This window comes from Streptococcus mitis, assembly GCF_001579045.1.
In the GTDB taxonomy this organism is placed as follows: Bacteria; Bacillota; Bacilli; order Lactobacillales; family Streptococcaceae; genus Streptococcus; species Streptococcus mitis_D.
This window is the reverse complement of the sequence record NZ_KQ970263.1, coordinates 75,772-95,605: the sequence shown is the minus strand read 5'-3', so window position 1 is coordinate 95,605 and position 19,834 is coordinate 75,772. Positions and strand designations below refer to the sequence as shown.

General features: G+C 40.3%; 24 protein-coding genes and 1 pseudogene. 22 read left to right on the top strand and 3 right to left on the bottom strand.

The annotated features are described in order from the left end of the window. Positions 1-16: 16 nt before the first annotated feature. Genes SMIDD28_RS06665 through SMIDD28_RS06650 form a run of 4 tightly spaced genes read left to right on the top strand, consistent with a single transcriptional unit; the run spans position 17 to position 4,452 of the window. Positions 17-1,513 (top strand): ABC transporter permease, encoded by a 1,497-nt coding sequence (locus SMIDD28_RS06665; protein WP_061425363.1) that lies wholly within the window; start codon positions 17-19, stop codon positions 1,511-1,513. After that, positions 1,513-2,439, top strand: a complete 927-nt coding sequence (gene oppC, locus SMIDD28_RS06660; RefSeq protein ID WP_061425362.1) for an oligopeptide ABC transporter permease OppC — start codon at positions 1,513-1,515, stop codon at positions 2,437-2,439. Before SMIDD28_RS06665 ends, oppC begins: the two co-directional genes overlap by 1 nt. 8 nt (positions 2,440-2,447) lie before the next feature. Then, positions 2,448-3,515 (top strand): ABC transporter ATP-binding protein, encoded by a 1,068-nt coding sequence (locus tag SMIDD28_RS06655; protein WP_000159550.1) that lies wholly within the window; start codon positions 2,448-2,450, stop codon positions 3,513-3,515. Positions 3,516-3,525: 10 nt separating this feature from the next. Next, positions 3,526-4,452: an ATP-binding cassette domain-containing protein gene (locus tag SMIDD28_RS06650; protein ID WP_042900321.1), complete on the top strand. Its 927-nt coding sequence runs from the start codon at positions 3,526-3,528 to the stop codon at positions 4,450-4,452. A 377-nt stretch (positions 4,453-4,829) separates the two neighbouring features. On the opposite strand, the gene SMIDD28_RS06645 is transcribed toward SMIDD28_RS06650, so the two are convergent. Beyond that, the gene (locus SMIDD28_RS06645; RefSeq protein ID WP_061425361.1) at positions 4,830-5,345 is read right to left on the bottom strand and encodes a YbhB/YbcL family Raf kinase inhibitor-like protein; all 516 of its coding nucleotides are present in this window, start codon (positions 5,343-5,345) and stop codon (positions 4,830-4,832) included. Positions 5,346-5,471: 126 nt separating this feature from the next. On the opposite strand from SMIDD28_RS06645, the gene SMIDD28_RS06640 reads away from it, so the two are divergent. The 16 genes and pseudogenes from SMIDD28_RS06640 to SMIDD28_RS12220 all read left to right on the top strand — a co-directional run bounded on the left by SMIDD28_RS06640 (position 5,472) and on the right by SMIDD28_RS12220 (position 16,789). Continuing rightward, complete coding sequence (locus tag SMIDD28_RS06640; RefSeq protein WP_001047055.1) at positions 5,472-6,347, top strand: LysR family transcriptional regulator; 876 nt, start codon at positions 5,472-5,474, stop codon at positions 6,345-6,347. Between the two features lie 598 nt (positions 6,348-6,945). Next, on the top strand, positions 6,946-7,923 hold the full coding sequence (locus SMIDD28_RS06635) for an ABC transporter substrate-binding protein (protein WP_000869838.1): 978 nt from the start codon (positions 6,946-6,948) through the stop codon (positions 7,921-7,923). An 11-nt stretch (positions 7,924-7,934) separates the two neighbouring features. Beyond that, positions 7,935-8,828: an ABC transporter permease gene (locus SMIDD28_RS06630; protein WP_061425360.1), complete on the top strand. Its 894-nt coding sequence runs from the start codon at positions 7,935-7,937 to the stop codon at positions 8,826-8,828. 12 nt (positions 8,829-8,840) lie between these two features. After that, a complete protein-coding gene (locus SMIDD28_RS06625) occupies positions 8,841-9,644 on the top strand; it encodes an ABC transporter ATP-binding protein (protein WP_061425359.1) in 804 nt (267 codons plus the stop codon). 69 nt (positions 9,645-9,713) lie between these two features. Beyond that, positions 9,714-10,301 (top strand): annotated as a pseudogene (locus tag SMIDD28_RS06620) (alpha-glucosidase C-terminal domain-containing protein); the annotation flags it as partial. Positions 10,302-10,421: 120 nt separating this feature from the next. Continuing rightward, entirely contained in the window at positions 10,422-10,670 is a 249-nt protein-coding gene (locus SMIDD28_RS06615; protein ID WP_000364990.1) for a YneF family protein, read from the top strand. A gap of 199 nt (positions 10,671-10,869) precedes the next feature. Continuing rightward, positions 10,870-11,664: a glutamate racemase gene (gene racE / locus SMIDD28_RS06610; RefSeq protein WP_020901104.1), complete on the top strand. Its 795-nt coding sequence runs from the start codon at positions 10,870-10,872 to the stop codon at positions 11,662-11,664. Next, positions 11,661-12,632 carry a nucleoside-triphosphate diphosphatase gene (locus tag SMIDD28_RS06605; RefSeq protein WP_061425358.1) on the top strand — a complete coding sequence of 324 codons (972 nt, stop codon included), beginning with the start codon at positions 11,661-11,663 and terminating at the stop codon, positions 12,630-12,632. The genes racE and SMIDD28_RS06605 overlap by 4 nt, the downstream gene beginning before the upstream one ends. Further along, positions 12,608-13,129 carry a metallophosphoesterase gene (locus tag SMIDD28_RS06600; RefSeq protein ID WP_061425357.1) on the top strand — a complete coding sequence of 174 codons (522 nt, stop codon included), beginning with the start codon at positions 12,608-12,610 and terminating at the stop codon, positions 13,127-13,129. Before SMIDD28_RS06605 ends, SMIDD28_RS06600 begins: the two co-directional genes overlap by 25 nt. Then, a complete protein-coding gene (cbpB, locus tag SMIDD28_RS06595) occupies positions 13,126-13,587 on the top strand; it encodes a cyclic-di-AMP-binding protein CbpB (RefSeq protein ID WP_061425356.1) in 462 nt (153 codons plus the stop codon). The genes SMIDD28_RS06600 and cbpB overlap by 4 nt, the downstream gene beginning before the upstream one ends. Next, positions 13,584-14,318 carry a site-specific tyrosine recombinase XerD gene (gene xerD / locus SMIDD28_RS06590; RefSeq protein WP_322108915.1) on the top strand — a complete coding sequence of 245 codons (735 nt, stop codon included), beginning with the start codon at positions 13,584-13,586 and terminating at the stop codon, positions 14,316-14,318. The genes cbpB and xerD overlap by 4 nt, the downstream gene beginning before the upstream one ends. Beyond that, positions 14,318-15,046 carry a segregation/condensation protein A gene (locus SMIDD28_RS06585; protein WP_061425354.1) on the top strand — a complete coding sequence of 243 codons (729 nt, stop codon included), beginning with the start codon at positions 14,318-14,320 and terminating at the stop codon, positions 15,044-15,046. The genes xerD and SMIDD28_RS06585 overlap by 1 nt, the downstream gene beginning before the upstream one ends. 18 nt (positions 15,047-15,064) lie before the next feature. Beyond that, positions 15,065-15,634 carry an SMC-Scp complex subunit ScpB gene (scpB, locus tag SMIDD28_RS06580; protein WP_061425353.1) on the top strand — a complete coding sequence of 190 codons (570 nt, stop codon included), beginning with the start codon at positions 15,065-15,067 and terminating at the stop codon, positions 15,632-15,634. Then, positions 15,621-16,343: a pseudouridine synthase gene (locus SMIDD28_RS06575; protein WP_001222228.1), complete on the top strand. Its 723-nt coding sequence runs from the start codon at positions 15,621-15,623 to the stop codon at positions 16,341-16,343. Before scpB ends, SMIDD28_RS06575 begins: the two co-directional genes overlap by 14 nt. After that, positions 16,343-16,579, top strand: a complete 237-nt coding sequence (gene yidD / locus SMIDD28_RS06570) for a membrane protein insertion efficiency factor YidD (RefSeq protein WP_061425352.1) — start codon at positions 16,343-16,345, stop codon at positions 16,577-16,579. The genes SMIDD28_RS06575 and yidD overlap by 1 nt, the downstream gene beginning before the upstream one ends. Positions 16,580-16,585: 6 nt before the next feature. Continuing rightward, positions 16,586-16,789 (top strand): hypothetical protein, encoded by a 204-nt coding sequence (locus SMIDD28_RS12220; protein ID WP_061425351.1) that lies wholly within the window; start codon positions 16,586-16,588, stop codon positions 16,787-16,789. A gap of 127 nt (positions 16,790-16,916) precedes the next feature. Here the strand turns inward: SMIDD28_RS12220 and galE are convergent, their stop codons facing one another. Beyond that, the gene (gene galE, locus SMIDD28_RS06560; protein WP_081103243.1) at positions 16,917-17,915 is read right to left on the bottom strand and encodes a UDP-glucose 4-epimerase GalE; all 999 of its coding nucleotides are present in this window, start codon (positions 17,913-17,915) and stop codon (positions 16,917-16,919) included. Between the two features lie 292 nt (positions 17,916-18,207). Here galE and pepA point away from each other — a divergent pair, with 292 nt between their 5' ends. Together pepA and SMIDD28_RS06550 are read left to right on the top strand one after the other, a co-directional pair. Then, positions 18,208-19,272 carry a glutamyl aminopeptidase gene (gene pepA, locus SMIDD28_RS06555; protein WP_061425350.1) on the top strand — a complete coding sequence of 355 codons (1,065 nt, stop codon included), beginning with the start codon at positions 18,208-18,210 and terminating at the stop codon, positions 19,270-19,272. 19 nt (positions 19,273-19,291) lie between these two features. After that, the gene (locus SMIDD28_RS06550) at positions 19,292-19,588 is read left to right on the top strand and encodes a bacteriocin immunity family protein (protein WP_061425349.1); all 297 of its coding nucleotides are present in this window, start codon (positions 19,292-19,294) and stop codon (positions 19,586-19,588) included. 76 nt (positions 19,589-19,664) lie between these two features. On the opposite strand, the gene SMIDD28_RS12215 is transcribed toward SMIDD28_RS06550, so the two are convergent. After that, the gene (locus SMIDD28_RS12215; RefSeq protein WP_061425348.1) at positions 19,665-19,811 is read right to left on the bottom strand and encodes a hypothetical protein; all 147 of its coding nucleotides are present in this window, start codon (positions 19,809-19,811) and stop codon (positions 19,665-19,667) included. Positions 19,812-19,834 lie beyond the last annotated feature (23 nt).

The following is a 19,834-nucleotide window of genomic DNA, read 5'->3' as shown; positions in this document are numbered from 1 at the left end:
TTTTAAAGGAAATGATATGAAAAAATATATTTTTATGCGTGTTTTGCGGTCATTGGTTTCTATCTTCTTAGTAACAACCTTGACCTACACGATTATCTATACAATGGTTCCTCGAAAATTGATTTTCAAACAGGATACCAACTATAACAAGATTGCGACAACTGCTGATAAACGTGATAACTATGAGAATACCGTTTATGAGCGTATGGGTTATATCGAGTACTACGATACCAAAGAGTTGCAAGAAAAAGCTAGCCAGATGGATGCCTCTGTAACAGTTGAAGCTAATGATACCAACAAGGCTATCTATGAAAAATACATCAAACAAATCGGTCATGGTTGGACCTTGGGAGAATTTACTGAAAGCGGTCAATTCTATGCGACTCGTGAAATTCCAATTTTTGAACGTGTTTTTCACTTCTATGCTAACTTGATTGACATTGACCATACTAATAAAATTCAAGACCCTGAAAATCCAGACTTGAAACGTTACCTTCGTTTTGAAAACGATCCAGCGATCGGATGGTCATTGGTTGGTTCAGGAACTAAACATAAATATCTCTTGTACTTCAATAGTCAGTTCCCATTTGTGCATCAAAACTTTGTGAACATTAATTTAGGTGACTCTTATCCAACCTATGCTAATAGCCCTGTTTTACAGGTTATTACTCAAGGACAAGGGCAAACAAAAACATCTCAAGTTCAATTCCCAACAGGTAAGAAAACTTCTTCTGTAAATATTTACTCAAGAACCTATAAATCACCTAGTCAGGCTGATTCTCGTGAAGTAGCTAACTATGGGAAAGATGATCCTTATACAGCTACTGAAAGCAACTACCAATATCCTTCTATGATTACCAGCTCTGCTGTCGCTGGATTGATTGGTTTGGTGATTTCTTATGCGATTGCCGTGCCGCTTGGTTCAGCCATGGCTCGTTTCAAGAACACTTGGATTGATAGCTTTTCGACAGGTGCTTTGACCTTCTTGATGGCTCTTCCAACGATTGCCTTGGTTTACATCGTTCGTTTGATTGGATCATCAATTGGTCTTCCAGATTCATTCCCTATCCTGGGAGCTGGAGATTGGCGTTCTTACGTTTTACCAGCAGTTATCCTTGGTTTGTTGGGGGCTCCTTATACAGCTATTTGGATTCGTCGTTATATGATTGACTTACAGTCACAGGACTTTGTTCGTTTTGCTCGTGCAAAAGGTTTGTCTGAAAAAGAAATTTCAAACAAACACATCTTTAAAAATGCCATGGTTCCATTGGTTTCAGGAATTCCTGGTGCCGTTATCGGGGTTATCGGTGGTGCAACCCTTACTGAAACAGTCTTCGCTTTCCCGGGTATGGGTAAAATGTTGATTGACTCTGTAAAAGCATCTAATAACTCTATGGTCGTTGGTCTTGTCTTCATCTTTACATGTATTTCTATCTTCTCACTTCTTTTGGGAGATATTTGGATGACCATTATTGACCCACGTATTAAATTGACTGAGAAAGGAGGCAAATAATGTCTACAATCGATAAAGAAAAATTTCAGTTCGTAAAACGTGACGATTTTGCCTCTGAAGCCATTGATGCGCCAGCCTATTCTTACTGGAAATCAGTGTTTAGACAATTTATGAAGAAAAAATCAACTGTAGTCATGTTGGGAATCTTGGTAGCCATCATTTTGATGAGTTTCATCTACCCAATGTTTTCTAAGTTTGATTTCAATGATGTCAGCAAGGTAAACGACTTTAGTGCTCGTTATATCAAGCCAAATGCTGAGCATTGGTTCGGTACAGACAGTAATGGTAAATCTCTCTTTGACGGTGTCTGGTTCGGAGCTCGTAACTCTATCCTCATTTCTGTGATTGCGACAGTGATTAACTTGGTTATCGGTGTTTTTGTCGGTGGTATTTGGGGAATTTCAAAATCAGTTGACCGTGTGATGATGGAAGTTTATAACGTCATCTCAAACATCCCATCTCTCTTGATTGTCATTGTCTTGACTTACTCAATCGGAGCTGGATTCTGGAATCTGATTTTTGCCATGAGTGTAACAACATGGATTGGGATTGCCTTCATGATTCGTGTGCAAATCTTGCGTTATCGTGACTTGGAATACAACTTGGCGTCACGTACTCTGGGAACACCAACCTTGAAGATTGTTGCTAAAAACATCATGCCTCAATTGGTATCTGTTATTGTGACAACCATGACCCAAATGCTTCCAAGCTTTATCTCATACGAAGCCTTCTTGTCTTTCTTTGGTCTTGGATTACCGATTACAGTGCCAAGTTTGGGTCGTTTGATTTCGGATTATTCACAAAACGTAACAACCAATGCTTACTTGTTCTGGATTCCATTGACAACCCTTGTCTTGGTATCCTTATCCCTTTTCGTAGTTGGTCAAAACTTAGCGGATGCTAGTGATCCACGTACACATAGATAGGAGTAGAAATGACAAAAGAAAAAAATGTAATTTTGACTGCTCGCGATATTGTCGTGGAATTTGACGTTCGTGACAAAGTATTGACAGCCATTCGCGGTGTTTCTCTTGAACTAGTTGAAGGAGAAGTATTGGCCTTGGTAGGTGAGTCAGGATCAGGAAAATCTGTTTTGACAAAGACCTTCACAGGTATGCTTGAAGAAAATGGTCGCATTGCCCAAGGAAGCATTGACTACCGTGGTCAAGATTTGACAGCTTTATCTTCTCACAAGGATTGGGAACAAATTCGTGGTGCTAAGATTGCGACTATCTTCCAGGACCCAATGACTAGTTTGGACCCAATTAAAACAATTGGTAGTCAGATTACAGAAGTGATTGTAAAACACCAAGGCAAAACAGCTAAAGAAGCGAAAGAATTGGCCATTGACTACATGAATAAGGTTGGGATTCCAGATGCAGATAGACGTTTTGATGAATACCCATTCCAATATTCTGGAGGAATGCGTCAACGTATCGTTATTGCTATTGCTCTTGCCTGCCGACCTGATGTCTTGATCTGTGATGAGCCAACAACTGCCTTGGATGTGACTATTCAAGCTCAGATTATTGATTTGCTCAAATCTTTACAAAACGAGTATCATTTCACAACAATCTTTATCACCCACGACCTTGGTGTGGTAGCAAGTATTGCGGATAAGGTAGCGGTTATGTATGCAGGAGAAATCGTTGAGTATGGAACGGTTGAGGAAGTCTTCTATGACCCTCGCCATCCATATACATGGAGTCTCTTGTCTAGCTTGCCTCAGCTTGCTGATGATAAAGGGGATCTTTACTCAATCCCAGGAACACCTCCGTCACTTTATACTGACCTGAAAGGGGATGCCTTTGCCTTGCGTTCTGACTATGCAATGCAGATTGACTTCGAACAAAAAGCTCCTCAATTCTCAGTATCAGAGACACATTGGGCTAAAACTTGGCTTCTTCATGAGGATGCTCCAAAAGTAGAAAAACCAGCTGTGATTGCAAATCTCCATGATAAGATTCGTGAAAAAATGGGATTTGCCCATCTGGCTGACTAGGAGGAAGGAAATGTCTGAAAAATTAGTAGAAATCAAAGATTTAGAAATTTCCTTCGGTGAAGGAAGTAAGAAGTTTGTCGCGGTTAAAAATGCTAACTTCTTTATCAACAAGGGAGAAACGTTCTCGCTTGTAGGTGAGTCAGGAAGTGGGAAAACAACTATTGGTCGTGCGATAATCGGTCTCAATGATACAAGTAATGGAGATATCATTTTTGAAGGTCAAAAGATTAATGGTAAGAAATCGCGTGAACAAGCTGCGGAATTGATTCGTCGTATCCAGATGATTTTCCAAGATCCTGCGGCAAGTTTGAATGAACGTGCGACTGTTGATTATATTATTTCTGAAGGTCTTTATAATCATCATCTGTTCAAAGATGAAGAAGAACGTAAAGAGAAAGTTAAAAATATTATCCGTGAAGTGGGGCTTCTTGCTGAGCACTTGACTCGTTACCCTCATGAGTTCTCAGGTGGTCAACGTCAACGTATCGGTATTGCCCGTGCCTTGGTCATGCAACCAGATTTTGTTATTGCGGATGAGCCCATTTCAGCCTTGGACGTTTCTGTACGTGCCCAAGTCTTGAACTTGCTTAAAAAATTCCAAAAAGAGCTCGGTTTGACCTATCTCTTTATCGCCCATGACTTGTCTGTCGTTCGCTTTATTTCAGATCGTATCGCAGTTATTTACAAGGGTGTTATTGTAGAGGTTGCAGAAACAGAAGAACTGTTTAACAATCCAATTCACCCATATACTCAAGCCTTGCTTTCAGCAGTACCGATTCCAGACCCAATCTTGGAACGCAAGAAGGTCTTGAAGGTTTACGACCCAAGTCAACACGACTATGAGACTGATAAGCCATCTATGGTAGAAATCCGTCCAGGTCACTATGTTTGGGCTAACCAAGCTGAATTGGCACGTTATCAACAAGGATTAAACTAATATTGGTTTTATAATTTCCATGTCAACTTTTATGGAAATTATAAACCTTTTTTCTATCCTTAAAAGAGATAGGTTTAAAAATTTTAAAATGATAAAAACGGATAATATCAGATGTAGGTTAGCTTGATATTATCCGTTTTTATTATGTAAAGATTTGATGAATTTCTCCTAATACTCTTTGATTTTCATTGAGTATAAGCTTGAGTTTTTCTATAGCTTCAAACTTATGTATAGAGAATTTTAGAAATTGGAGTATGTTAGATTAGTGAAGTGAATATCAAATTCTAATAAGTTACTATCAATTGCTTATAATCATCTTATTTGATAATCTGTATCTGTTTCCAACTATTATACAATTGTTTATCCCATATTTTTATTTAAAATTGACCAATAACAACTGTACTAGTTTTCTCTAAGGAAATTGAAGAGAGCGCATCTAATAGTTCATTATAGTAGAATCCATTTTTCAAATCTGTTTTAGTAGCTAGAGCGAACACTTCTAGCGTATATCGATGATCTTTATCAGGAGGAGTTGGTCCAACAAACATAGAATCAATTTCAGAAAAATCAGTTTCCAATAGAGGACTTGCGAAACTATTTTTCCCTTGCGCAATAGAGTCTTTATAATCTAGACTGTAATTTTCAGGAATAATGACTGTATTATTTTTAACTTCTATATCCGTAGCAAGCCAGTGAATCCAAGGGAATGAACAAACTGGAATCGCATCATAATCAATTAAAGTAATAGCTATATATTTTGTCCCTTCTGGTAATTCGCTAATTTCAAAAGGGAAAGAGCGTATAGGATTTCCCTTAATAATGTCGGTACAATCTGCTTCTTTTCCAAATCGTTTAGGCAATAAGTTCTGGTTAAAAGGTATATTAATTTTCATCATATTGCTCCTTTCATGTAATCGAATAAATTATTCTTGATTCTATGATATAATAAATACTAACTTTTTAAAATTTGGAAAAAGTTAATAATTCATTAAATATTATTTTAGGAAGGAGAGGAGATAATGAATTTAGATTGGTATTATACATTCTTAGTATTATCTAAACACCTCAACTATCATAGAGCAAGCGAAGAATTATTTTTAACGGAACCAACACTTCACCAGCAAATAAAAAAACTCGAAAAACACTTGCAAGTAAATTTATTTGAAACAGTTGGAAGAAATTTAACTCTGACTCCAACAGGACGAGAATTTATCCCTATCGTAAAAAAAATAATTGCGACATATGAAGATGGGATTAAAAAAATACAGTTAAAAAATAAAAAGTTGGAAACACATTTAAACATCGCAGTTTCACCTTACATAGCTACCTATCTGTTACCGAAATTTCTTCCAGAATTTTTTGAAGAACAACCATCTGTAGGTATTTCAATTACAGTTTTACAAAATGATATTGCTCGAGAAATTGAAAATAATCAATTTGATATTGGGATAGCTAGGGAAGAACCTTATACTACAAAGATTAATTCAGAAAAAATTTGTGAGGGTAAAATTGCTCTTTTTTATCCCAAAAATGATTCTCAACTAACTGAGGTGGAGTTATTTCAAAAATATAAGATTTTATCAGATAATCATCCTGTTTATTGGAATAAAGTAAAACAAGAAATTTCTGAAATTGTTCCGGAATCTCAATTTGTTTCTATAAAGGATATAGCAGTAACTGAGAAATTGATTGAAATGGGACAAGGAATATCTTATCTTCCTCTATACCTTAAAATGACTTTAAATCCTAATATTGCTACTCGAATACCAGAAGAAATTTCTATTCCACTATCCTTTACTTACATAATGACTAGAAAAAATTCGGAAGCTATTGAACTTTTCAAAAATAAATTTAAGGAATTTATTGTTTTTGAACAAAATAAAGTAAATTTTTGACTCTTAAAAAGATGACTTGTGTATCTAGAAACTAGTTAGTATTAATGTATAAAATTGAAATTTCGCATCATACTTTCTGAGTTTAGACGGACTTTGTTATTAGTTTGAAACAGAGATAGAAAAACTTTGAAAGAATTTTCGAAAAATTTTAAAAAATTCTGAAATATTCTTGACAGCTAATGAAAAAGGTGGTAAGATAGGAAACATCAAAAAAGAAAGCAGAAAAAGAAATGAATAAGAAACAAGCTGTAACGATGAATCAAAACTTTTACTTTAGCTACTTTAGATAGTGTTTGTAGACATGTCACCATGGATGCAAACAGTTCAAGCAATTTGTTTGTATCTATGTGGCTAAGATTTTTGATTGTGGTCCATATAGATGAATATCTAAATGGACTAGCTAAGTTATAACTTGTTAGATTATTTCAAGCATCCGTTTAGGTATTATCTAGGCGGTTTTTTGTTTTATACTCTTCGAAAATCAAATTCAAACCACGTCAACGTCGCCTTGCCGTACTCAAGTACAGCCTGCGGCTAGTTTCCTAGTTTGCTCTTTGATTTTCATTGAGTATTATCTTTTCTGAGAAGGAGTTTCATTATGAAAGTTGTTCGAAAATTACTAGCCCCTCTCTTGGTAGTGGGAATCCTCTTGACCTCTCTGATCAGTTTGCATCAGTTGAAGGCAGATAAGAAAAAAGATGTTTTTCGTATCGGTATTTCGCAGTTTATTACTCATCAATCTTTGGACGCTACTAGAGAAGGTTTTGTGGATGAGCTGGCCAAGCAAGGCTATGTTGAAGGGAAAAATATCGAGATTGATTTGCAAAATGCACAGGGAGAACAACGAAATCTAAAAACCATTTCCCAGCAACTAGCAGAATCTAGTGATGTCGTTCTAGCCATCGCAACGCCTTCTGCTCAGAGCTTGGCCAATACAACACAAACGACACCTGTTATCTTTTCAGCGGTAACAGATCCTGTCAGTGCCAAGTTGGTTGAGTCAAGAGAGCATCCTGGGGGCAATGTAACTGGGACAAGCGATCAGTCATCAGATGCCATTTCAACCCAAATCAATTTGATAAAGAAAGTGTTGCCAAAAGCTAAAACAATTGGAATTCTTTATACTCAGAGTGAGCCCAATTCGGTTGTCCAAAAGGATGAAGCTAAGCGTCTTTTGGAAGAAAAAGGCTTTACCGTTGTTGAAAAAACAATCTTGGACAGTAACAACGTCAAGGCGGCTGCAGAAAGCTTGATGGCAGAGGTGGATATGGTTTTTGTACCAACGGATAATATCATTTCGTCAACCATGGAAACAGTCAAGCAGGTTTCTATTAAACACAAGGTTCCAGTATTTGGTGGTTCAACAGAAATGATTGCTGTGGGTGGCTTGTATAACTACGGAACCAATTATGAAGAATTGGGAAGACAGACAGCTCGCATGCTGATTCGTGTTTTAAAAGGTGAGAAGCCAGAAAATATAGCAGTTGAGTTGCCTGAAAAACTGGAATTGCATACCAATCAAGAAATGGCAGATGCATTGGGAATTGATATTAGTAAGTTAGAAGGCAAGGAATAAGGAGGTTTAAGATGAATTTTGTATTATCTAGTTTATCAGAAGGTTTGCTATGGTCGATTATGGCTATTGGGGTCTACTTGACTTTCCGTATTTTGGATATTGCGGATATGACTGCTGAAGGAGCCTTTCCACTGGGGGCGGCTGTCGTCGTATCTCAGATACAGGCAGGGACAAATCCTTGGATTGCGACCTTACTTGCTTTGTTTGCAGGTATGGTAGCAGGTCTTGTATCAGGAATGCTTCATACCAAGATGAAAATCCCTGCTCTCTTGACAGGGATTGTGACCTTGACAGGGCTTTATTCGATCAATATTAAAATCATGGGAAGTGTGCCCAATCTTTCCTTGGGAGATTCTTCAACTGTCTTTAAACAGTTGGCTAGCTTGGGAATGACAACTGAAGAAGCTGTTTTCTCATTCAGTTTAGTCTGTCTCTTACTTGTTTGTCTAGTCTTGACTCTTTTGATGAAAACAGAGATTGGTTTGGTCTTGCGTTCGACTGGGGACAATATTCCGATGAGTGAAGCTAACGGAGTCAATGTAGACACCATGAAGATTGTTGGTTACATGATTTCAAATGGTTTGATTGCCCTATGTGGTTCGTTATTTGCCCAAAATGATGGATTTTCGGATGTAACTTCTGGGACAGGAACTATCGTTGTTGGTTTGAGTGCAGTCATTATTGCGGAAGTCTTGATTCACGACTTGACCATTGGAGGTCGCCTGTTATCTATCGGAATTGGTGCTATTGTATACCGTTTGATTATTTTAAATATCTATGAAATTCCAAATCTAGATCAAAATCTGGTTCGTCTCTTTAATGCAATCTTGCTTGCCTTGGTTTTATTTGCGCCAGAATTGCAAAAGCGATTAAAGATTCGTGGTCTAAAATTGAGAAATGAATAGGAGGAGAAAGTTATGGCAAGTTTGTTAACACTTGAAAATATTCACAAAACATTTGAAGCAGGGACGGTCAATGAGAACCATGTCCTCAAAGGATTAGATTTAGAGGTTGAAGAGGGAGATTTTATCTCTGTGATTGGTGGAAATGGAGCAGGGAAATCCACTTTGATGAATATCTTGGCCGGCAATCTATCGGTGGACGAAGGGGACCTTCTACTGGCCGGCAAATCCATTAAAAATCTGAGTGTAAGAAAGAGAGCCAAGGATATCGCCCGTGTTTTTCAAGATCCTAAGATGGGAACAGCTTCTCGTTTGACGATTGAGGAGAATATGGCCATTGCCTTGAGACGCGGGCAGAAGAGAGGGCTTAGCTGGGGTGTGAAGGAGAAGGATAGAATCCAGTTCCAAGAGGCCTTGAAGGAGTTGAATATTGGTCTTGAAAACCGCTTAAAAGTAGATACTCAATATCTCTCAGGAGGACAAAGACAGGCTTTGACCCTAGTCATGGCAGCTCTGGTGAAACCCAAACTTTTGCTTTTGGATGAACATACTGCGGCACTTGACCCGAAAACGAGTCAAATGGTGATGGATTTGACGCAAAAGATTGTGGAACACCATCAGTTGACGACTTTGATGATTACCCACGATATGAACCATGCTATTGAGTACGGAAATCGTCTCATTATGCTCTATCAGGGCAAGATAGTGGTGGATGTCAAAGGAGAAGAGAAAAAGCATCTGACGGTTGAAGACCTCATGCATCTCTTCCAGAAAAATAGTGGCCAAAGTCTAGTTAGTGATGAATTGGTTTTGGGATAAAGAAAAAGGCTGAGATCTAGTGTCTCAGTCTTTTATTTCTTACGTTTTGCAAAATCTACAAATAGAAATTCTTGTGGGACACCTTATATCTATATGGGTAAGGAAATCGGGATGATTGCCCCAGACTATGATTCAATGGCTGATTATGTGGATGTCGAATCGCTCAATGCTTATCAGATGCTCTTGGAGGAAGGGAAGAGTCAGGAAGAAGCCTTCCTGATTATTCAGGCTAAGTCGCGTGATAATTCACGAATTCCCATGCAGTGGGATGTTTCTGAAAATGCAGGATTCACAGTAGGCACACCTTGGCTCAAGGCAGGAAAATCCTACCCTCACATCAACGTTGAAAATGAAATCCAAGGCCCGATTTTCACCTTCTATCAAGACTTGATTCGACTTCGCAAAGAAATGCCTATCATCTCAGAAGGAAGTTACAAACCAGCCTTTGAAGATAGCAAACAAGTCTATGCTTTTGAACGCCAGTATGAGGATCAAAAGTTGCTAGTGCTCAATAACTTTTATGCCACAGAAGTGGAAATCGACTTACCAGTAACCTACCAAAATGGACAAATTTTGCTTTCAAACTATGAAGATGCAGAAGTGTCTGAAAAAATTTTACTCAAACCTTATCAAACACTGGCTATCTATGTAAATTAAACTCAGTAAGGAGCCCTCTTTTTGCTATCTATTCCCTCCCTGAAAGTGTAGAACAAACTGGTCAGGGTGGCTAGTTTATGGTATAATGAAAGAGACTCAAAAAGAAACAGGAGAAAAATGATGGATTTACTATTAGCAATTGTATTGATTGTGCTAGCTTTTCTAGGAGGAGCTCTTGGAGGAATGTACTTGGTTCGTAAGCAAATTGAAAAAGAATTCGCTGACAACCCACGTTTGAATGCTGAAGCAGTTCGTACTCTTTTGAGTGCAAATGGTCAAAAACCAAGCGAAGCTAAGGTACAACAAGTTTACCACCAAATCATCCGCCAACAAAAAGCAGCCCTTGCTAACAATAAAAAGAAAAAATAAATAAGGAAAAGTCTGGGATGAAAGTTCCAGACTTCTCACTATGTTGGTTATGGTTTAGGGATGAGACTTTTTCCTTGCATTCTATTGATATTTGATTATGATTAAGAGAGATAGTTGTTGCTTAGGCTGCCATTCAGTTCATAGAGACAAGTAATCATAATGAGCTATCAATCAGAAAAAAGACTAGAAAGAAGACTGTATGGATAATCGACCGATTGGTTTTTTGGATTCGGGTGTCGGGGGCTTGACCGTTGTGCGCGAGCTCATGCGCCAGCTTCCCCATGAAGAAATCGTCTATATTGGAGATTCGGCACGGGCGCCTTATGGGCCCCGTCCTGCTGAGCAAATTCGTGAATATACTTGGCAGTTGGTCAACTTTCTTTTGACCAAGGATGTCAAAATGATTGTCATTGCTTGTAATACTGCGACTGCCGTCGTCTGGGAAGAAATTAAGGCTCAACTAGATATTCCTGTCCTAGGTGTTATTTTGCCAGGAGCTTCGGCAGCTATCAAGTCCAGTCAAGGTGGGAAAATCGGAGTGATTGGAACGCCTATGACGGTACAATCAGATATCTACCGTCAGAAAATCCATGATTTGGATCCTGACTTACAGGTGGAGAGTTTGGCTTGTCCCAAGTTTGCCCCCTTGGTCGAGTCAGGTGCCCTGTCAACCAGTGTTACCAAGAAAGTGGTCTATGAAACCCTGCGTCCCTTGGTTGGAAAGGTGGATAGCCTGATTTTGGGCTGTACCCATTATCCGCTCCTCAGACCCATTATTCAAAATGTCATGGGACCAAAGGTTCAACTCATTGATAGTGGAGCAGAGTGCGTACGAGATATCTCAGTCTTACTTAATTATTTTGAAATCAATCGTGGTCGCGATGCTGGACCACTCCAACACCGTTTTTACACAACAGCTAGCAGCCAAAGTTTTGCACAAATTGGTGAAGAATGGCTGGAAAAAGAAATTCATGTGGAGCATGTAGAATTATGACAAATAAAATTTATGAATATAAGGATGACCAGGACTGGTATGTCGGATCATATAGTATTTTTGGTGGTGTCCGGACATTGACTGATGAAGACTTGGATTTTCCTCTATTTGAGTTTGCCCAAAGATTTCGAGATGAGGATCGAGGTTTTCCTGTTTCTGTTACTGTTTTACGCTATGGTTCTCTCTACCGTTTATTGTCTTTTGTGGTAGATATCCTCAACCAAGAAATGGGACGAAATCTGGAAGTCATCCAACGTCAGGGAGCTTTTCTCTTGATTGAAAATGGGCAACTCCTGCATGTAGCATTGCCTAAAGAAGGGGTCAATGTTCATGATTTCTTTGAGACAAGCAAGGTCAGAGAAACCTTATTGATTGCGACTCGAAACGAAGGCAAGACCAAGGAGTTCCGAGCTATCTTTGATAAGTTAGGCTACGATGTGGAAAATCTTAATGACTATCCTGACCTGCCTGAAGTAGCTGAAACAGGCATGACCTTCGAAGAAAATGCCCATCTCAAGGCAGAAACCATTTCTCAATTAACGGGCAAGATGGTTTTGGCAGATGACTCAGGTCTCAAAGTCGATGTCCTTGGTGGCTTGCCAGGTGTCTGGTCAGCTCGTTTCGCAGGTGTGGGAGCTACTGACCGTGAAAACAATGCCAAACTCTTGCACGAATTGGCCATGGTCTTTGAACTCAAGGACCGCTCGGCTCAATTCCATACAACCCTAGTCGTAGCCAGTCCAAACAAGGAAAGTTTGGTTGTTGAAGCAGACTGGCCTGGCTACATTAACTTTGAACCCAAGGGTGAAAATGGATTTGGTTACGATCCTCTCTTCCTTGTAGGAGAGACAGGCAAGTCCTCAGCTGAGTTAACCCTTGAAGAAAAAAATAGTCAATCTCACCGTGCCTTAGCCGTTAAGAAACTTTTGGAGGTATTTCCATCATGGCAAAGCAAACCATCATTGTAATGAGCGATTCTCATGGCGATAGCTTGATTGTGGAAGAAATCCGTGATCGCTATGTAGGCAAAGTTGATGCCGTTTTTCATAATGGCGATTCTGAACTGCGTCCTGATTCTCCCTTTTGGGAAGGCATCCGCGTTGTTAAAGGGAACATGGACTTCTATGCCGGCTATCCAGAACGTTTGGTGACCGAGCTTGGTTCGACCAAGATTATCCAAACTCATGGCCACTTGTTTGACATTAATTTCAACTTTCAAAAGTTGGACTACTGGGCTCAGGAGGAAGAGGCCGATATCTGCCTTTATGGTCACTTGCATGTGCCAAGTGCTTGGATGGAAGGTAAGACTCTCTTTCTAAATCCAGGTTCCATCAGTCAACCACGTGGTACCGTCAGAGAATGTCTTTATGCTCGTGTGGAGATTGATGATAGTTACTTCAAAGTGGACTTTTTGACACGAGACCATGAGGTGTATCCGGGCTTGTCCAAGGAGTTTAGCCGATGATTGCCAAGGAGTTTGAGACTTTCTTGTTGGGGCAAGAAGAAACTTTTTTGACTCCTGCTGAAAATCTAGCTGTGTTGATTGATACCCACAATGCGGATCATGCAACCCTCTTGCTTAGTCAGATGACCTATACCCGTGTTCCCGTTGTGACAGATGAAAAACAGTTTGTTGGGACGATTGGGCTCAGAGATATTATGGCTTATCAGATGGAGCATGACTTGAGCCCAGAAATCATGGCGGATACGGATATCGTTCATATGACGAAAAGGGACGTAGCGGTTGTTTCGCCTGATTTTACCATTACGGAGGTCTTGCACAAGCTGGTAGATGAGTCTTTCTTACCAGTTGTGGACGCAGAAGGTATTTTCCAAGGGATTATTACGCGTAAGTCCATCCTCAAGGCTGTCAATGCTCTCTTGCATGACTTTAGTAAGGAATATGAGATTCGATGCAAATGAGAGACAGGATTTCAGCCTTTTTAGAGGAAAAGCAGGGCTTATCTGCCAATTCCAAGCAGTCCTATAAGTATGATTTGGAGCAATTTTTAGACATTGTAGGCGAGCGGATTTCTGAGACCAGTCTTAAGATTTACCAAGTCCAACTAGCCAATCTAAAAATCAGCGCCCAGAAGCGAAAGATTTCGGCCTGTAATCAATTTCTCTACTTTCTCTATCAAAAAGGAGAAGTGGATAGCTTTTACCGCTTGGAATTAACCAAACAAGCTGAAAAGAAGACAGCAAAGCCAGAATTGTTAAACCTAGACTCTTTTTGGCAGGAAAGTAATTATCCAGAGGGGCGTTTACTGGCTCTACTTATCTTGGAAATGGGGCTCTTGCCGAGTGAGATTTTAGCTCTCAAGGTTGCGGACATCAATCTGGACTTTCAGGTGTTGCGAATCCAGAAGGCTTCCCAACAGAGGATTGTCACCATTCCTACAACCTTGCTTTCAGAATTGGAACCATTGATGGGGCAGACCTATCTTTTTGAAAGGGGAGGGAAAGCCTATTCCCGTCAGTGGGCCTTTCGTCAGCTAGAGTCCTTTGTCAAGGAGAAAGGTTTTCCATCCTTATCAGCTCAAGCCCTACGGGAACAATTCATTCTACGACAAATTGAAAACAAGGTCGATTTGTACGAAATTGCAAAAAAATTAGGATTAAAAACAGTCCTGACCTTAGAAAAATATAGATAATGGATATTAAATTAAAGGATTTTGAAGGGCCCCTGGACTTGCTCTTGCATCTGGTTTCTAAGTACCAGATGGATATCTACGATGTGCCTATTACGGAAGTCATCGAACAGTACCTAGCCTATGTCTCAACCCTGCAGGCCATGCGTCTGGAAGTGACAGGGGAGTACATGGTTATGGCCAGTCAGCTAATGTTGATTAAAAGCCGCAAGCTCTTGCCAAAGGTAGCAGAAGTGACAGACTTGGAGGATGACCTGGAGCAGGACCTCCTCTCTCAAATCGAAGAATACCGCAAGTTCAAGCTCTTGGGGGAGCACTTGGAAGCCAAGCACCAAGAACGGGCCCAGCACTATTCCAAAGCGCCGACAGAGTTGATTTACGAAGATGCGGAGCTTGTTCATGACAAGACGACCATTGACCTCTTTTTGGCTTTTTCAAATATCCTAGCCAAGAAAAAAGAGGAGTTTGCACAGAATCACACGACTATCTTGCGGGATGAGTATAAGATTGAGGACATGATGGTTATCGTGAAAGAGTCCTTGACTGGACGAGATCAATTGCGCTTGCAGGATTTGTTTAAGGAAGCCCAGAATGTCCAAGAGGTCATCACCCTCTTTTTGGCAACCCTAGAGTTAATCAAAACCCAGGAGCTGATCCTTGTGCAAGAGGAGAGTTTCGGAGATATCTATCTCATGGAAAAGAAGGAAGAAAGTCAAGTGCCTCAAAGCTAGACTTGATAGAGAGGAAAGATGAGTACTTTAGCAAAAATAGAAGCGCTCTTGTTTGTAGCGGGTGAAGATGGGATTAGAGTCCGCCAGTTAGCTGAACTCCTCTCTCTGCCACCGACAGGTATCCAACAGAGTTTAGAAAAATTAGCCCAGAAGTATGAAAAGGACCCAGATTCCAGTTTGGATCTGATTGAGACTGGTGGAGCTTATAGATTGGTGACCAAGCCACAATTTGCAGAGATTTTGAAGGAATACTCTAAGGCACCTATCAACCAGAGTTTATCTCGGGCTGCCCTTGAAACTTTGTCCATCATTGCCTACAAACAACCCATCACACGGATAGAAATTGATGCCATCCGTGGGGTCAACTCGAGTGGGGCCTTGGCAAAGTTGCAGGCCTTTGACTTGATCCGAGAAGACGGGAAAAAAGAAGTGTTGGGTCGCCCCAACCTCTATGTGACAACAGATTATTTCCTAGATTACATGGGAATGAACCATTTGGAAGAATTACCAGTGATTGATGAGCTTGAGATTCAAGCCCAAGAAAGCCAATTATTTGGTGAAAGGATAGAAGAAGATGAGAATCAATAAGTATATTGCCCACGCAGGTGTGGCCAGTAGGAGAAAAGCAGAAGAGCTGATCAAGCAAGGTTTGGTGACGGTTAACGGCCAAGTGGTACGTGAACTCGCAACGACTATCAAGTCAGGCGACAAGGTCGAAGTTGAAGGTCAACCTATCTACAACGAAGAAAAGGTCTATTATCTGCTTAACAAACCACGCGGTGTCATTTCCAGTGTGACAGATGACAAGGGCCGCAAGACGGTTGTCGACCTCTTGCCCAACGTGAAAGAGCGCATCTACCCTGTAGGTCGTTTGGACTGGGATACATCAGGAGTCTTGATTTTGACCAATGATGGGGATTTTACGGATGAGATGATTCACCCTCGTAATGAGATTGACAAGGTTTATGTCGCGCGTGTTAAAGGTGTGGCCAATAAGGACAATCTTCGCCCCTTGACCCGTGGTCTTGAGATTGATGGCAAGAAAACCAAGCCAGCTGTTTATGAAATTCTCAAAGTGGACCCAGTTAAAAATCGCTCTGTGGTACAGTTGACCATTCATGAAGGACGTAACCATCAGGTTAAAAAGATGTTTGAAGCTGTTGGTCTTCAAGTGGACAAGTTGTCGCGGACACGTTTTGGACACCTAGACTTGACAGGACTCCGTCCAGGAGAATCTCGTCGTCTTAATAAAAAAGAAATCAGCCAACTACACACCATGGCTGTAACCAAGAAATAATGAAACGAATTTTAATAGCGCCTGTGCGCTTTTACCAACGTTTTATCTCACCCGCCTTTCCCCCCTCTTGTCGCTTTGAGCCAAGTTGTTCAAATTATATGATTCAGGCTGTTGAAAAACATGGCTTCAAGGGTGTTTTGATGGGCTTGGTTCGGATTTTACGTTGTCACCCCTGGTCGAAAACAGGTAAGGACCCCGTCCCAGACCATTTTTCTTTAAAGAGAAATTCAAAATAATACTCAATGAAAATCAAAGAGCAAACTAGGAAACTAGCCGCAGGCTGCTCAAAACAGTGTTTTGAGGTTGTGGATAGAACTGACGAAGTCAGCTCAAAATACTATTTTGAGGTTGCAGATAGAACTGACGAAGTCAGCTCAAAATACTATTTTGAGGTTGCAGATAGAACTGACGAAGTCAGTAACATCTATACGGCAAGGCAATGTTGACGTGCTTTGAAGAGATTTTCGAAGAGTATAAATTGGATTCTAATGTATAAAACACAGATAGATGATACTTGGTATTTATCAAGTGCCATCTATCTGTGTTTTTATTTATGATTGATGTTTCTGCTATTTATTCCAAAATGTTTTTACCTTCTTTAACCCGCCAATGATAATCCGATAAAATAATATCTTCGAGGGAGTAGCTAGCCTTCCAATCAAGATATTTTTTAGCTTTTGATGCGTCTGCTAGGACGCTAGCTGGGTCACCAGCACGGCGAGCAACAATTTCGTGTGGTATTTTTTGATTCAGTAATTCTTCAGCAGTTTTAAAGATTTCTTTGACGGTATAGCCTTTTTCAGTTCCTAAGTTAAAGATTTGAGAAGAACTGTTTTCTTGAAAGAGGTAGTTCATTCCTTTAACATGAGCCTGTGCAAGATCCAAGACATGAATGTAATCACGAATACATGAACCGTCACGCGTATCGTAGTCATCTCCAAATATTTTTAGGCTATCATTTTGTTCCAATGCGGTCTTGTTGATATTTGGAATGATGTGAGTTGGATTTTTCACTCGCAGACCGTTTGAAGCATCCATTTCAGCCCCAGCTACATTAAAGTAACGGAAAATGACATATTTCCAGTCGTAGCGATTGGCCATCCAATAAATCATTCGTTCACCCATCAGTTTTGTCTCTGCATAAGGATTGACAGGGTCGAGCAGGGTATCTTCAGTTGCTGGCTTGTCAATACAGTTATTACCATAGAGGGAAGCAGTCGAAGAGAACATGATTTTTTGAATGCCAACTTCAGATAAGACTTTGAGAACTTGGTTCATACCAGCAACATTGGCAGTGAAGTATTTACTTGGATTTTCAATACTTTCGCTCACAACAATCTCACCCGCACAATGGAGAACAGCGTCAATCTTGTTTTCTTCCAAATAAGTTTTGAAGGCGCTAGCATCATAAACATTCAGTTCTTTAAAGCTAGCACGACTATCTACAGCCGCTCGATTTCCTGTAGAGAGATTATCTAGAACATGTACCTGATAGCCAGCATTTAAAAGAGCTTTAACGGTATGGGAGCCAATGTAGCCAGCCCCACCTGTGACAAGAATTGTTTTGGTCATGATTTTTCCTTTTCCTAGTTTTGTACTATTTTAAAGAAAGAGGGAAGGAAAGTCAACTATTTTCTGTAAATTTCATGAAAAGTTGAACAAATATAGTATTGAATTGTTTTTTGTTTGGGAATTAATAGTTTGGGTGGTCTTGGAATAGTTCTTATATTTCACCTCACATGCAAGAAAATACAAGCTTTTTCTAAGATAGAGCAGGACTAAGATACTAATTTAGAAATCCACCTTCCCGCTATCCTTCTCCTATAAAAAGTGGTAAAATGGATGAAAGAAAGAAGGAACTGAAATGACAACATTATTTTCAAAAATCAAAGAAGTAACAGAACTTGCTGCTATCTCAGGTCATGAAGCGCCTGTCCGTGCTTATCTTCGTGAAAAGTTGACACCGCACGTGGATGAAGTAGTGACAGATGGCTTGGGCGGTATTTTTGGTATCAAACATTCAGAAGCTGCGGATGCACCGCGTGTCTTGGTCGCTTCTCACATGGATGAAGTTGGTTTTATGGTCAGCGAGATTAAGCCAGACGGTACCTTCCGTGTCGTAGAAATCGGTGGCTGGAACCCCATGGTAGTTAGCAGCCAACGTTTCAAACTCTTAACTCGTGATGGTCGTGAAATTCCAGTGATTTCAGGCTCTGTTCCGCCACATTTGACTCGTGGAAAGGGTGGACCAACCATGCCAGCCATTGCCGATATCGTTTTTGATGGTGGTTTTGCGGACAAGGCTGAGGCAGAAAGTTTTGGCATCCGTCCTGGTGATACCATTGTACCAGATAGTTCTGCAATCTTGACAGCCAATGAAAAAAATATCATCTCAAAAGCTTGGGACAACCGCTACGGTGTGCTCATGGTTAGCGAGTTGGCGGAAGCTCTGTCAGGTCAAAAACTTGGCAATGAACTCTATCTTGGCTCTAATGTCCAAGAAGAGGTTGGTCTCCGTGGTGCACATACTTCCACAACCAAGTTTGATCCAGAAGTCTTCTTAGCAGTTGATTGCTCACCTGCTGGTGATGTCTACGGTGGTCAAGGCAAAATTGGGGATGGAACCTTGATTCGTTTCTACGATCCGGGTCACTTGCTTCTCCCAGGAATGAAGGATTTCCTTTTGACAACTGCTGAAGAATCTGGTATCAAGTACCAATACTACTGTGGTAAAGGCGGAACAGACGCTGGCGCAGCTCATCTGAAAAATGGCGGTGTTCCATCTACAACAATCGGTGTTTGCGCTCGTTATATCCATTCTCACCAAACCCTCTACGCTATGGATGACTTCTTAGAAGCTCAAGCTTTCTTGCAAGCCTTGGTGAAAAAATTGGATCGTTCAACAGTTGATTTGATTAAAAATTATTAAACTTAAGGAGGTGGTAGGGATGGTAGAACCAAACCTAGAAAGCCTTGTAAAAGATCTTTACAATCATGCTCGACATGATTTGAGTGAAGATTTAGTTGCTGCTCTCCTAGAGACTGCTAAAAAACTGCCTACTACAAATGAGCAATTGCTGGCAGTTCGTCTCTCAGGTCTGGTCAATCGTGAATTGCTCAAGAATCCCAAACATCCGGCACCTGAGTTGCTCAACTTAGCTCGCTTTATCAAAAGAGAAGAAGCCAAGTACAGAGGAACCGCAGCTTCTGCGCTTATGTATGGGGAGCTCTTTAAAATGCTTTGATTCCATTGTGAATCAAAGCATTTTTCTATATGTTAGAAAAGCAATTCTTGGTGAGGAGAAGAAAAAGCCATCCCATTTATACTCTTCGAAAATCAAATTCGAACCACGTCAACGTCGCCTTGCCGTAGGTATGGTTACTGACTTCGTCAGTTCTATCCACAACCTCAAAACAGTGTTTTGAGCAGCCTGTGGCTAGTTTCCTAGTTTGCTCTTTGATTTTCATTGAGTATTAGGATAGCTTCTTGG

Bases quoted from the DNA above. Each gene is read 5' to 3' on its own strand.
- yidD (WP_061425352.1), top strand. From the start codon at position 16,343: ATGAAACGAATTTTAATAGCGCCTGTGCGCTTTTACCAACGTTTTATC.
- SMIDD28_RS06645 (WP_061425361.1), bottom strand. From the start codon at position 5,345: ATGAAAATTAATATACCTTTTAACCAGAACTTATTGCCTAAACGATTT.
- SMIDD28_RS06605 (WP_061425358.1), top strand. From the start codon at position 11,661: ATGACAAATAAAATTTATGAATATAAGGATGACCAGGACTGGTATGTC.
- cbpB (WP_061425356.1), top strand. From the start codon at position 13,126: ATGATTGCCAAGGAGTTTGAGACTTTCTTGTTGGGGCAAGAAGAAACT.
- SMIDD28_RS06575 (WP_001222228.1), top strand. From the start codon at position 15,621: ATGAGAATCAATAAGTATATTGCCCACGCAGGTGTGGCCAGTAGGAGA.
- scpB (WP_061425353.1), top strand. From the start codon at position 15,065: ATGAGTACTTTAGCAAAAATAGAAGCGCTCTTGTTTGTAGCGGGTGAA.
- racE (WP_020901104.1), top strand. From the start codon at position 10,870: ATGGATAATCGACCGATTGGTTTTTTGGATTCGGGTGTCGGGGGCTTG.
- SMIDD28_RS12215 (WP_061425348.1), bottom strand. From the start codon at position 19,811: ATGAAAATCAAAGAGCAAACTAGGAAACTAGCCACAGGCTGCTCAAAA.
- SMIDD28_RS06655 (WP_000159550.1), top strand. From the start codon at position 2,448: ATGACAAAAGAAAAAAATGTAATTTTGACTGCTCGCGATATTGTCGTG.
- SMIDD28_RS06630 (WP_061425360.1), top strand. From the start codon at position 7,935: ATGAATTTTGTATTATCTAGTTTATCAGAAGGTTTGCTATGGTCGATT.
- SMIDD28_RS06650 (WP_042900321.1), top strand. From the start codon at position 3,526: ATGTCTGAAAAATTAGTAGAAATCAAAGATTTAGAAATTTCCTTCGGT.
- SMIDD28_RS06640 (WP_001047055.1), top strand. From the start codon at position 5,472: ATGAATTTAGATTGGTATTATACATTCTTAGTATTATCTAAACACCTC.
- SMIDD28_RS06625 (WP_061425359.1), top strand. From the start codon at position 8,841: ATGGCAAGTTTGTTAACACTTGAAAATATTCACAAAACATTTGAAGCA.
- SMIDD28_RS06550 (WP_061425349.1), top strand. From the start codon at position 19,292: ATGGTAGAACCAAACCTAGAAAGCCTTGTAAAAGATCTTTACAATCAT.
- SMIDD28_RS06600 (WP_061425357.1), top strand. From the start codon at position 12,608: ATGGCAAAGCAAACCATCATTGTAATGAGCGATTCTCATGGCGATAGC.
- xerD (WP_322108915.1), top strand. From the start codon at position 13,584: ATGAGAGACAGGATTTCAGCCTTTTTAGAGGAAAAGCAGGGCTTATCT.
- SMIDD28_RS06635 (WP_000869838.1), top strand. From the start codon at position 6,946: ATGAAAGTTGTTCGAAAATTACTAGCCCCTCTCTTGGTAGTGGGAATC.
- galE (WP_081103243.1), bottom strand. From the start codon at position 17,915: ATGACCAAAACAATTCTTGTCACAGGTGGGGCTGGCTACATTGGCTCC.
- pepA (WP_061425350.1), top strand. From the start codon at position 18,208: ATGACAACATTATTTTCAAAAATCAAAGAAGTAACAGAACTTGCTGCT.
- SMIDD28_RS12220 (WP_061425351.1), top strand. From the start codon at position 16,586: ATGAAAATCAAAGAGCAAACTAGGAAACTAGCCGCAGGCTGCTCAAAA.
- SMIDD28_RS06585 (WP_061425354.1), top strand. From the start codon at position 14,318: ATGGATATTAAATTAAAGGATTTTGAAGGGCCCCTGGACTTGCTCTTG.
- oppC (WP_061425362.1), top strand. From the start codon at position 1,513: ATGTCTACAATCGATAAAGAAAAATTTCAGTTCGTAAAACGTGACGAT.
- SMIDD28_RS06615 (WP_000364990.1), top strand. From the start codon at position 10,422: ATGGATTTACTATTAGCAATTGTATTGATTGTGCTAGCTTTTCTAGGA.
- SMIDD28_RS06665 (WP_061425363.1), top strand. From the start codon at position 17: ATGAAAAAATATATTTTTATGCGTGTTTTGCGGTCATTGGTTTCTATC.